Origin of the sequence: Chitinophaga polysaccharea (assembly GCF_007829335.1) — a bacterium.
Taxonomy (GTDB): domain Bacteria; phylum Bacteroidota; class Bacteroidia; order Chitinophagales; family Chitinophagaceae; genus Chitinophaga; species Chitinophaga polysaccharea_B.
In genome coordinates this window covers 755,048-767,108 of record NZ_VIWO01000001.1, presented here as the reverse complement: position 1 = coordinate 767,108, position 12,061 = coordinate 755,048, and the positions used below count along the sequence as shown (strand labels likewise).

General features: G+C 45.6%; 12 protein-coding genes. 8 read left to right on the top strand and 4 right to left on the bottom strand.

All coding sequences use genetic code 11. From position 1 onward, the window contains the following. Positions 1 to 37 precede the first annotated feature (37 nt). Entirely contained in the window at positions 38 to 1,489 is a 1,452-nt protein-coding gene (locus FHW36_RS03265) for an amino acid permease (protein ID WP_145662158.1), read from the top strand. On the opposite strand, the gene FHW36_RS03260 is transcribed toward FHW36_RS03265, so the two are convergent. The 3 genes from FHW36_RS03260 to mqnC form a co-directional block, all read right to left on the bottom strand. Further along, a complete protein-coding gene (locus FHW36_RS03260) occupies positions 1,486 to 2,028 on the bottom strand; it encodes a GNAT family N-acetyltransferase (RefSeq protein WP_145662155.1) in 543 nt (180 codons plus the stop codon). The two genes, FHW36_RS03265 and FHW36_RS03260, sit on opposite strands and share 4 nt — an antisense overlap. Before the next feature lie 143 nt (positions 2,029 to 2,171). Further along, positions 2,172 to 2,774: a hypothetical protein gene (locus tag FHW36_RS03255; RefSeq protein ID WP_186452288.1), complete on the bottom strand. Its 603-nt coding sequence runs from the start codon at positions 2,772 to 2,774 to the stop codon at positions 2,172 to 2,174. A 200-nt stretch (positions 2,775 to 2,974) separates the two neighbouring features. Next, on the bottom strand, positions 2,975 to 4,099 hold the full coding sequence (gene mqnC / locus FHW36_RS03250; protein WP_145662150.1) for a cyclic dehypoxanthinyl futalosine synthase: 1,125 nt from the start codon (positions 4,097 to 4,099) through the stop codon (positions 2,975 to 2,977). 134 nt (positions 4,100 to 4,233) lie between these two features. Between mqnC and FHW36_RS03245 the strand changes: the two genes are divergently transcribed. The 7 genes from FHW36_RS03245 (at position 4,234) to FHW36_RS03215 (ending at position 10,856) form a co-directional block, all read left to right on the top strand. Further along, entirely contained in the window at positions 4,234 to 5,463 is a 1,230-nt protein-coding gene (locus FHW36_RS03245) for an aspartyl protease family protein (RefSeq protein ID WP_145662145.1), read from the top strand. 13 nt (positions 5,464 to 5,476) lie between these two features. Then, positions 5,477 to 6,388 (top strand): aspartyl protease family protein, encoded by a 912-nt coding sequence (locus FHW36_RS03240; RefSeq protein ID WP_145662141.1) that lies wholly within the window; start codon positions 5,477 to 5,479, stop codon positions 6,386 to 6,388. Between the two features lie 88 nt (positions 6,389 to 6,476). Further along, on the top strand, positions 6,477 to 7,715 hold the full coding sequence (locus FHW36_RS03235; protein ID WP_145662138.1) for a M16 family metallopeptidase: 1,239 nt from the start codon (positions 6,477 to 6,479) through the stop codon (positions 7,713 to 7,715). Between the two features lie 43 nt (positions 7,716 to 7,758). Beyond that, positions 7,759 to 9,039 (top strand): M16 family metallopeptidase, encoded by a 1,281-nt coding sequence (locus tag FHW36_RS03230; RefSeq protein WP_145662135.1) that lies wholly within the window; start codon positions 7,759 to 7,761, stop codon positions 9,037 to 9,039. 149 nt (positions 9,040 to 9,188) lie between these two features. Beyond that, a complete protein-coding gene (locus tag FHW36_RS03225) occupies positions 9,189 to 9,995 on the top strand; it encodes a class I SAM-dependent methyltransferase (protein WP_145662132.1) in 807 nt (268 codons plus the stop codon). A 1-nt stretch (position 9,996) separates the two neighbouring features. After that, a complete protein-coding gene (locus FHW36_RS03220) occupies positions 9,997 to 10,398 on the top strand; it encodes a lysozyme inhibitor LprI family protein (RefSeq protein WP_145662128.1) in 402 nt (133 codons plus the stop codon). A 56-nt stretch (positions 10,399 to 10,454) separates the two neighbouring features. Beyond that, positions 10,455 to 10,856: a lysozyme inhibitor LprI family protein gene (locus FHW36_RS03215; RefSeq protein WP_145662125.1), complete on the top strand. Its 402-nt coding sequence runs from the start codon at positions 10,455 to 10,457 to the stop codon at positions 10,854 to 10,856. A 34-nt stretch (positions 10,857 to 10,890) separates the two neighbouring features. Here FHW36_RS03215 and FHW36_RS03210 read toward each other — a convergent pair whose 3' ends face one another. After that, on the bottom strand, positions 10,891 to 12,030 hold the full coding sequence (locus FHW36_RS03210; RefSeq protein WP_145662122.1) for a formimidoylglutamase: 1,140 nt from the start codon (positions 12,028 to 12,030) through the stop codon (positions 10,891 to 10,893). Between the last annotated feature and the right edge of the window lie 31 nt (positions 12,031 to 12,061).

Sequence of the window (12,061 nt, the reverse complement as noted above, 5' to 3'; positions counted from 1 at the left end):
TTTGCGCACTAGTCCACTAAAATAGTAGGATAATATAATGAAGCAATACAAGAAACCTCTGTCCTGGCTGCTCGACGAGTCGGCCAGTGAAAACACACATACCCTGAAGCGTTCGCTGAATGGGTTTCAGCTTTTAATGCTGGGGCTGGGCGTAATCATTGGCGCCGGGTTATTTTCCCTTACCGGACCGGCAGCCGGCAACAACGCAGGGCCGGCAGTTACGCTTTCCTTTATTGTAGCCGGCGTTGGCTGCGCCTTTGCAGGCCTCTGTTATGCCGAATTTGCTTCTATGATACCCGTAGCCGGTAGCGCATATACTTATGCTTATACCACTATGGGAGAGCAACTGGCCTGGATTATAGGCTGGGACCTGGTGCTGGAATTTTCCGTGGGAGCGGCCACAGTAGCCATCAGCTGGTCTAACTACCTGGTGGAGTTTCTATCGCACTACCAGATCTATCTTCCTGCGCAACTGGTACATTCGCCCTTTGAAGCCGTTACCCTGGCCAATGGCGTTACTACGCACGGCTATTTCAACCTGCCGGCGGCATTGGTCGTAATACTCATGTCGCTCATCCTGATGCGTGGCAGCAAGGGCTCTGCCCTCTGGAATGCAATAGTAGTATCGTTGAAAGTAGGCGTGGTACTTGTTTTCATCATCCTGGGCTGGAAATACATACAACCGGCCAACCTCACTCCCTATATTCCAAAAAATACCGGCACTTTCGGTGAATTTGGCGTATCAGGCATCCTGAGAGGGGCCGGGGTGATCTTTTTTGTATACCTGGGCTTTGATATTGTAAGTACGGCTGCACAAGAAACCAAAAATCCAAGGCGCAATATGCCTGTGGGTATCCTGGGGTCGCTGGCGCTATGTACAGTGCTGTTCATTCTTTTTGCGCATGTGCTCACCGGCCTGGCGCCTTACCAGGCATTTAAAAACAGCGCTGCACCAGTGGCTATCGCTATTGCACACACACCGTATAAATGGCTGGGCCAGATGATTATATTGGCGATTATTGTGGGGTATACCTCCGTTATCCTGGTGGATTTGTGGGGCCAGTCGAGGGTATTCTACTCTATGTCTAAAGATGGACTGCTGCCGAAAATATTTTCGGAGGTTCATCCCCGTTACCGCACTCCCTGGAAATCGAATATTCTCTTCTGTATTTTCGTAAGCTTATTCGCAGCCCTGGTACCGATCAGGGTGGTAGGGGAGATGACCAGCATCGGGACCTTGTTGGCCTTTGTAATTGTATGTGGTGGCGTATGGATGATGCGGCATTCTATGCCTGATGCTCCCCGCGCCTTCAAAACACCGTGGGTGCCATTCGTGCCCATCATGGGAATTCTTACCTGTGCAGTGATGATGGCCTTTTTGCCATGGGATACGTGGCTCCGGCTCATCATCTGGATGGCCATAGGCATGGTTATTTACCACTTTTATGGAAAGAAGCACAGTAAGGTAAGACAAAGTATAAAAAGCTAATATTTCCAGTCCTGGCGCAAAATTCCCATCACGACCATATCAACATATTGTCCGTGGAGTTTGGCGCTATGACGTAAAGTACCTTCTTTGGCAAATCCCAGCTTGATTGGGATTTGCCCGCTTTTCTCATTTTGCAATACAAAGCGGATTTCTATTTTATTCAGGTGCAGCTTCTTAAACGCGAAGGATATAAGCCCTTTACAGGCAGCCGTAGCAATACCCTTACCCTGAAAGGACTCGCCGATCCAATAGCCGATTTCAGCCTTTTGTAGCTGATGATCCCAGCCATGCAGGTCTATTACACCGCAAAACTGCTGCTGATACCATATGCCCAGCGCTACCGCCTCTTGTTCTTCCGCCTTACGCAGCATTAATTGTATAAAACGCAGGGAATGTTCTTCATTGGTATTATAGTCCACCCAGGGTAAAAATTTTCTCAGGCTTTTCCGGGATACGTCCAGCTGCTTATACACCAGGGGAGCATCTTGCACCTGCAGTTGCCGCAGGTACATGTTTTCATTGATCGTGACTTCGAACATAGCTGGATTTATAAAGGGCGTTAAACATACATCGATTTCATGTAAAATCCAACCAGCATTTAGTTATAGACGATAAAAAAAATGCAGCAGGCAGGGAACACTCTGCTTGCTGCATCTCTCAAAAGCTATATAATTAGCCCCTGTTATTGTTTCGCCAATAACTGTTGTCTGGCCATATCTTTCACCACACGCTGTGCATACAAAATGGCCATTCTTTCTGTTGTTGGTGGATCAAAAGACTGTGATTGCACGGAATACAACAATTGTCCGCTTTTCAGATCGTACAGGTTACCCTCCCACTGGTATTTCGTATTGTAGGTAAAATATCCCGGTGCGTACATCCTGGAATACCACATGGAGTAGTAAGGCCAGAACCCGTAATACCCGTATGGAGAATAGTTGGGAACATAGGTCCTTTCTCTACCTTTATCCAGCATTACAATCGTCATGACCTGGTTTACATCACTTCCCTGTAATTGCTGAACTACCTGCTTTTCGGTCATTTTACCCATTTCCTGTGGACCATACGTCTGTAAGGCAGATACTGCATTATATCCCTTCCTTCTCAGTTCAGATACTGTATAATTTTCCATCTGGCTACGGAGTGTACGATCTTTTTGAGGTACCAATGCCATCACCATAATTTTGTTATCCTTCTGCAGCTGCGGAGCATTACTGGAACGCCAGGAAGACGTTACTTTTGTGCTTGAACAGGCTGCCATGGTCATGATTGCTAATCCTGCCATGATAAGACCCAGCTTTTTCATATTCCCTCCTTTAATTTGATTAAATTCTACCTGTTAGACGTAGAAAGCAGCCATTTGTAACACCCACATAGAAGTTTTAACAATTCTTTCTCAATTGTTAACGACTTGCTAATGAACACCTTGTAAAAAAATAAAAAGGGCACTACATGGTAGTGCCCTTTTTTTAGGAGATGATATTTTTAGTAGTTGATTACCTGCTCTTCGATCGATGCCGGGAGCTCCCTGAACTGGTAAAGCTGTGTACGCAGCTGCGGTTCGAAACCAGCCTCACGGATAGCCTCCTGCATAGATAAGTAGGTAAACCGGTGCGGTGCCCCTGCAGCGCTTACCACGTTTTCCTCAATCATGATAGAACCAAAATCGTTGGCGCCAGCATGCAAACAGAGCTGTGCAACCTGTTTACCCACCGTTAACCAGGAAGCCTGGATGTTTTTAATATTCGGTAACATGATACGGCTGAGTGCAATCATACGGATGTATTCTTCCGCTGTAGTCATATTATGCACACCGCGGATCTTGGCCAGTAAGGTGTCTACGTCCTGGAATGTCCAGGGTATAAATGCGGTAAAGCCATAATGCCCCTCGGGTTTTCCGCTCTGTACCTGCCGGATATCCACCAGGTGCTCAAAGCGTTCCATTATGGTTTCTACGTGACCAAACATCATGGTGGCAGAGGAGGCAATGTTCAGTTTATGTGCAGCCCGCATTACGTCCAGCCATTCCTGTGCCCCGCATTTACCTTTCGATATCAGCCGGCGTACCCGGTCGTTCAGTATTTCTGCGCCAGCACCGGGCAAGCTATCCATACCGGCTTCTTTCAAAGCACGTAATACTTCAATATGTGTACTTTTTTCCAGCTTGGTAATGTGCGCCACTTCGGGGGGACCGAGTGTGTGCAGCCTCAGCTCCGGATATAATTGTTTTAACTCTTTGAAGAGATTTACATAAAAAGACAGTCCCAGCTCTGGGTGGTGTCCTCCCTGCAAGAGCAGCTGGTCGCCGCCATACTTCAACGTTTCGTCGATCTTCCTTTTGTATTCTTCAATGGGCGTAATATAGGCCTCTTTGTGGCCAGGAATGCGGTAAAAATTACAGAACTTACAGTTGGCCGTACATACATTGGTCGTATTTACGTTCCTGTCTATCTGCCAGGTTACCTTTCCATGAGGTACCTGTTGTTTCCGTAACTCGTTGGCTATTTCCATCAGCTCCGCCAGCGGTGCATTTTCAAAGAGGTAAACCCCTTCTGCAGCTGTCAGAAACTCGAAATGCTGCGCCTTTTTGTATAAATCCTGAAGTTCCATGTGCTATATTTCTAACCGGGAAAAACTCCAACAAAGGTAGTGTTTAGGCAGTTAACCGTTTGTATTAAAAATATTTTATACAAACACTTTTTAATGTTAAATTTAGCATCATACACATTCCTGCACTCCCCAGTATGCTTAGACCAATTCTGTTACGCGTTGTGTTATTACTGGCAATCATTGCCGGAGCAACCAATGTCCAGGCCCGAAACACCTCTTTTGTCACCGATAGCACCCCCGACGCCACCCTGATCACCCGCTTTCATTTCAAACAGTATTACGGTGGGGTAGTAGTTGTACAAGCCCTGCTCGATGACCACCCTGATACCCTTCAGTTTATCCTGGACACCGGCAGCGCAGGCATTTCGCTCGATACGGCTACCTGCCTGAGAATGGGTATCAAAATGGAGCCGTCAGACCGGATCATCAAGGGATTGGGAAGCTCCAAACCGGTGTCTTTCGCCAGGCACCATTCCCTGGTATTACCCGGGTTAAAAGTAGACAGCCTCGATTTTCATATCAACGATTATGAGCTTATCAGCCAGGTATATGGGATACAGGTAGATGGTATTATGGGATATAGCCTCTTAAGCCGGTATATCGTCACCGTAGACTATGATACCGAGGAAATTATTATCTATTCCAAAGGGAAATTTAATTACCCGAGAGGAGGACAGTTACTACGGCCTTCTCTCACGCAAATCCCACTGGTATCGGCTCCCTTGAGAAACGATGTCAGAACAATCACCAACCGCTATTATTTTGATACCGGCGCCGGTATGTGCCTGCTGTTATCACAACAGTTTGTAAACGACAGCAGCCTGCTGGAAAAAAGAAGGCACCGCAGTAGAAAAATTATACAAACCGAAGCCCAGGGACTGGGAGGCAAAATGAGCATGTTGCTGACTACCATCAACGAATTCCGTATTGGCAACTATACCTTCAAAAATGTACCGACCTACATTTTCGATGATCAAAGTAACGTTACCGCCTATCCGTTCCTGGGAGGCATGATCGGCAACGATCTGCTACGGCGCTTTAACATTACGCTCAACTATGCGAAGAAAGAAATTTATATGGTGCCCAATACCCACTTCCGGGATATGTTCGACTACTCCTATACCGGCCTGGTTATTTACCTGATCAACGGCCGGGTAGAAGTCACCGATATTATCAAGGGTTCTCCGGCAGAAAAAGCCGGCTTTAAAAAGGGCGATATTATCCTGGCTATCAACAATAACCTGGGGCCTAACCTCCAGTTGTTTCGTGACATATTAAAAAACATCGGCACCCGTGCGGTATGCCTGATTAACCGGGATAATGAGCTGATGCTCAAAAAATTGCCAATAAAAAGTATTCTTTGACGTTATTTGTGTCATGTGGCGTTTTTTATGGATAGTAACCGCGTTTTCTTGTTCTCTGCTGTCGGCCCATGCGCAGCGTAAAAACCCAGCTGCAGCAACAGACGACAACAGGAACCCGGTAGCAGTGATCCCTTTTCAACTGGTGGATAAACATGTGATCATTCCTGTACTGCTGTCGGGCAGTACGGATACGCTACATTTTATTTTCGACAGCGGGGCGGAAGTAACTATCCTGCATATGCCCACCGCTGAAAAACTACACCTTAAACACAGCGGAGAAGCCTATATGACAGGCACGAACAACGCCATGGTTAAAACAGCCGTTACTACCATCAATGCTCTTTATCTCCAGGACCAACGCCTGCCTTACCTGAAGGTTTACCTGGAAAATCTCAGCGATGTGGGGCAGGTAGATGGTATCATTGGTGTAGCTCTCATGAAGTCATTTATTGTAAAACTGGATTATCAACATCAGCAATTATTGCTGTACAAACCAGGCAAAACGCCTATAGGCAATACTGGCAGACTACTGCATTTCCAACTCAACTTTACTACGCCCATTATCGACGCTTCCATACAACTACCCAACGGTACGCGCCTGGCAGGCCATTACCACATCACCACCGGGGGCGATTACGGTATTCTCTTTAACTGGCCTTATGTAGATAAGAACAAGCTGAATACCTTACCCACTATCAATACCGACCGGGTGCAGGATATGGTTAAAGTGCTGTACTATATCAACAGTTCCATTCCCTTGCTGGAAGTAGGAGGGCACAGCATAAAAAATGTCCCCATCAGCTATAGCAAAGATATAGACGACCTTGGCGTATTTACAGAAGTAGCCGGCTCCATTGGCTACGATGTCTGGAAGGATTTTACACTCATCATCAACTACGATAAAAAAGAGCTGTACCTGGAATAATATCCCGCAGGAAAAACCAGAAAGCAGGAGAAAACGCGGAATGCTTCACGTAATTCCCTATTTTTACCATATTGACTAATAAAAAGATATGATTCATTATAATAAGTTTACGCTGGCAAATGGACTGAGAGTAGTTGTTCATGAAGATCATACCACGCCCATGGCGGTGGTAAATGTTTTATACGATGTGGGAGCAAGGGATGAAAACCCGGAGCAGACCGGCTTTGCCCACCTCTTTGAACACCTGATGTTTGGTGGCTCCATCAATATTCCTACATATGATGAGCCCCTGCAAATGGCCGGAGGAGAAAACAATGCCTACACTACCAGCGATCTGACGAATTATTACATACAGCTTCCTGCTGAAAATATTGAAACCGCCTTCTGGCTGGAAAGCGACCGTATGCTATCCCTGGCTTTTGATGAAAAAAGCCTGGATGTACAACGTAAGGTAGTATCCGAAGAGTTCAAGGAGCATTACATCAACAAGCCTTATGGCGATGTTTGGCACAAGATGCGTGAGCTGTCTTACAGCACCCATCCTTATCGCTGGATGACCATAGGCAAGGAATTATCTCACATAGAAAATGCTAAACTGGAAGATGTAAAAGCATTTTTCTTTAAATACTACCGGCCGGTAAATGCGATCCTTTCAGTAGCCGGCAACATTACTACAGACCAGGTAAAAGCCCTGGCGGAAAAGTGGTTTGGCGATATCCCTTCCGGAGAAAAATACCAGCGCCAACTGCCGGTAGAACCACCACAAACAGCCGCCCATAAACTGGAAGTAAAAGCCAATGTACCCTTGGACGCACTCTACAAATGCTACCATATGTACGCCCGTACTGATAAACGTTATTATGCAGCCGACCTGATTTCCGATGTACTGGGTGGTGGTAGCTCATCTCGCCTGCACCAGGTACTGGTGAAAGAAAAGAAACTGTTCAGTAATATTGACTGTTATCACTTTGGCAGCCTCGATGCCGGCTTACTCACCATAGAAGGTAAACTGGTAAAGGGCGTGAAAATGAAAGATGCTGAAAAAGGGATACAGGTGGAACTGGAAAAAATCCAGCAGGAAGCCATCTCTGAAAGAGAGTTGCAAAAGGTGAAAAATCGTGTGGAAAGCTTACTGGCATTCGAAGACATGAGTTTATTAAATCGCGCCAACAACCTGGCATTTTATGAGCTGCTGGGTGACGCCGCCCTCATGAACCGCGAATTTGAAAATTACGAAGCAGTAACTACCTCCGAATTACATGAAGAAGCTAAATTGCTTTTTGATGAAAAAAATTCGAATACCATTTACTATTACGCAGCAAGCTAACCCTATGGCTTGTTTACAGCCATCACCGTTTAAATAAGATACGATGAACAGAACTATTTCCCCTCCCATTAAAGATGCAGTGGAATTTGATATAAAGCTGAAACCATATGAACTGTTTACGCTGGACAATGGTATTCCGGTGTACACAATGAAGTCGGATGAGCAGGAAACCTTACAGCTCGAACTCGTGTTTCCGGCAGGGAGCTGGTATGAGACAGAAAGCCTGGAAGCCGCCGCCACCAACTTCCTGATGAGAAATGGTACCAGCAAACATACCGCCCAGGAAATCAATGAAAATATAGATTATCACGGCGCCTACCTTAACCGGAATGCTTACCATGAAAATGCAACTTACACGCTGCACTGTCTCTCTAAACATACAGAAGTGTTGCTGCCCATGCTGCAGGAAGTGATCCTTGACCCCATTTTCCCGGAAGAGGAGCTGAGTCTGTATAAACAAAATCAAAAGCAAAAACTGGCGGTAAACCTGCTGAAATGCGATTTTGTAGCCAACCGCTTTATTGATAAATACCTCTTTGGCGACTTTCACCCTTATGGCCGTGTAAGCACCATGATGGCCTACGACGCCTTGCAGGCAGAGGGGCTTAAAGCCTTTTACAAGAAGCATTACACCTACAACAACTGCAAAATATTTGTGGCAGGCAACATGCCAGCCAACATCATCTCTTTGCTGAATAAATATTTTGGTAGCACGCAATGGAATGGAGAAAGCAACCTGGTAAAGCTCGACATGCCGATACAGGCTGCTGAAGAAAAAAAATTCAGAATCTTCAATGATGAAAATGGTGTACAGGGGGCTATCCGTATAGCCCGGCATTTTCCTAACCGCTACCATCCTGATTTTCCTAAGATGCTGGTATTAAACACTATCTTCGGCGGATATTTCGGCTCCCGCTTGATGAGTAATATCCGCGAAGAAAAAGGATATACCTATGGCATCTTCTCCCAGCTATACAATTTCCGCCAAACCAGTGCGCTGAATATACAAACGGAAGCCGGCCGCGATGTATGCGAGGCTACTATCGAAGAAGTATATAAAGAACTAACAACCCTCCAGAATGAGCCAATTCCCAAGGAAGAACTGGACCTCGTCCGTAACTATATGATCGGTTCCATCCTGGGCGACCTGGATGGCGCTTTTCAATTAATACAACGCTGGAAAAATTTGATTTTAAATGATTTAGATGAGAATTATTTTTATAATAATATACAAATCATCAAAACAATCAGTGCAGAAGAATTACAGCAACTGGCTAAGCAATATTTTACGCCCGGCGATTTTTATGAACTGGTCGTGATTTAAGAAAATAAGTGACGTAGAAAATAAAAAAGTTTCCATTAATGGAAACTTTTTTATTTTCTACGTCACTTATCCTCAATGCTTTATATTTAAATACCTTTCAGGGTACAACTGGAAAATGAAGCATATCTTTTCATCTAAACAGTAGCATCATGGAACCCAATAACGACTATTTAACCGCCAATAAAGTACTCTGGAATAAACGTACAGACGTACACGTTAACTCAGTATTTTACGATGTTCCGGGCTTCCTCGCCGGTAATAACTCACTCAAAGAAATAGAATTATCCTTGCTGGAAGATGTGGCCAGCACCAACTTGCTTCATCTCCAGTGCCATTTCGGGCAGGACACCTTATCACTGGCCAGGATGGGAGCACAGGTGACCGGCGTAGACCTTTCAGATACCGCTATTGCGCAGGCCAATGCCCTGGCAGCACAAATGCAGCTGACCAGCCAGGCCCGCTTCGTTTGTTGCGATGTATACAGCGCACCGGCGCATATCAACGACCGCTTTGATACCGTGTTTACTTCTTACGGCACCATTGGCTGGCTTCCGGACCTGCATAAATGGGCCGCTGTGATCGGGCATTTTCTGAAACCCGGCGGGCACTTCGTGATGGCCGATTTTCACCCGGTAGTATGGATGTTTGATGATTACTTTAAAACGGTTGCCTATTCTTATTTCAATACCGAAGCCCTGATCAAAGAAACCACCGGCACTTACACAGATCGCAATAGTAATATCAAAAGCACCTCTTATTCCTGGAACCATCCGCTGAGTGATATTATCACAGCACTAACAGCGCAGGGATTGCAGCTACAGGTATTCCGGGAATTTGATTATTCTCCTTATAATTGCTTTAGTAATACAATAGAAAAAAACGGCCGGTTTTATATCCAGGGAATGGAAGGAAAGCTACCAATGGTATATGCATTTAAATTCTTCAAACCTTTATAGCATGAAATCTCTTTTTATTTTTCTTTTGCTGATAACCGGCAGCGCTGCTGCTTTTGCACAATCCCAAGGGGAGATGAACAAACAGGCGGGGCAGGAATATAAAGACGCCGACAAAAAACTGAACGAAATCTATCAGCTGATCATCAAAGATTACGCGGCCAATAAAGCATTCATTCAAAACCTGAAAGAAGCACAGCGCATCTGGATCCAGTTCCGCGATGCACAGGTGAAAGCCATGTATCCCGCTGCCACTAAAACCTATGGCAGCGTGTTTCCCATGTGCAAGGCCAACTACCTGACAGAGCTTACCCATCAACGTACAGAGGCCCTGCGGGTGTGGCTCAACGGTCTCCCGCAAGGCGATGTTTGCAGCGGCTCCATAGGAGATAAACAGGCACACTAATAATATTATTATAAATCATAATATTATTCCGTATATTTGTCGCTCACAGTGAGCCTATGCGAAACCTTATCCTTATTTTATCGGTATTCCTGTGCACCAGCGCCTATTCCCAAACATCCAAAACTGCGCTGGATACATTGGAAATTCATTACCAGCAGTGCCTGAGTAACAGCCACCAGATGTATAATTGCGCCGTGATTTATTACAAACAGCTGGACAGCCTGTTACACAATACCCTGCAACATTTGTATTCCAGCCTTAATCCCGGCAGGCAGCAACAGCTGCAAGCCGAGCAATCGGCATGGGAAGAAAAGAAAGAAGAGTACTTTAAGAAAATAGACGAGCGGGTGGAAAAGATGCATAAACGCACCATGGAAGGACTGGATGACGATATGATATCTACAGACAATAAAGCTTCCTTTATCAAACAACGACTGGCCACACTACTTAATATTTAGCTTAAGAGCATAAAGCACAATAGCTTTATGCTCTTTACAGCCTTTCCTGGTGGCGTAGCCACCGCTCCGGCATTTCATTATTACTGGCCATGAGATAGTCGTTATAAGCGCAGGGAACAAATTCCCGGTCGGGCAATTGCATCCACCAGCGGCCTGTTTTTTTACTCTTCAGGAAAACAGTTTCTATATCGGAGAAGGCTATATGAAATTCCCAGAAGGCATCCCGGTCTTCCAGCCGGGCTTCGCGATTCCTTACCGCACGGCCATCCATAAAATACCACATCATTTGCGAAATCTGCCGGGCGGTAAGCTGTTCTTTATCTTTTTCCGGACGATATCCATAAATACCAAAAGAGGAGAGGCGGCTGCTCATCCCGGCATACCTTGCCAGGGAACAGGCTTCTTCTCCGCTAAAGCCGTTGGGAGAGAGTTGATTGGCGGGTGCATCTGTATGCCGGATGATATTGATATCCAGGCTAAACAAATCAGAATGCCGCAGTACTGGTTCTGCTTCTTCCATATTTTCGCGGATACGTCCTAAGCGGAAACAATCGAAACGCAGTTTATCCAGCGTTTCTAACATACGCGGATGTACGAAATAACTTTGGAAACCAATATGATTGTAATGACGGAGATAGTTGGGTTGTTCTGTGAGGATATCCATTAAAAACCGCTCACTGCGCACAGACGACTCTTCTTTGAGGTCTATCAGGGCATCCGCTACGGTAGCCTCAATAATTAATTGCTGGGAAGCATAAGCCTTATATTGCGGATAGGTGAGATCGTGGGAACCACCCAGGATGATAACGGTTTTGTTGATGGCTAATAATTCTGCTATCACCGTTTTCATAGCAGCGTAGGCATCTGCGAGAAAGGCGCCTGATTGAAGATTACCAATATCAGCCAGCTTAATATCACGATGCCAGTTGTAGAGGCGGAAAAATTCGCGGCGTATAGCATCTGGTCCGCTGGTCCCCGTTTTGCCGGATTCACCCCCTCTTTCTTCTCCCACACCCAGCAAAATAATATCGGCCGACTCTATATCCGGTTGATGGTGCTCTTCATACACGTCGATCACACCCCCTACCTGGAATGGGTCATACTCCTGATCATCGTTTAATACAACTTTAGAAACAGGACGTAAAAAATCCTGCAGGTGCGAAAAATCTGCCATCACTTAATTGGATTTAATTGATGGCAAACGT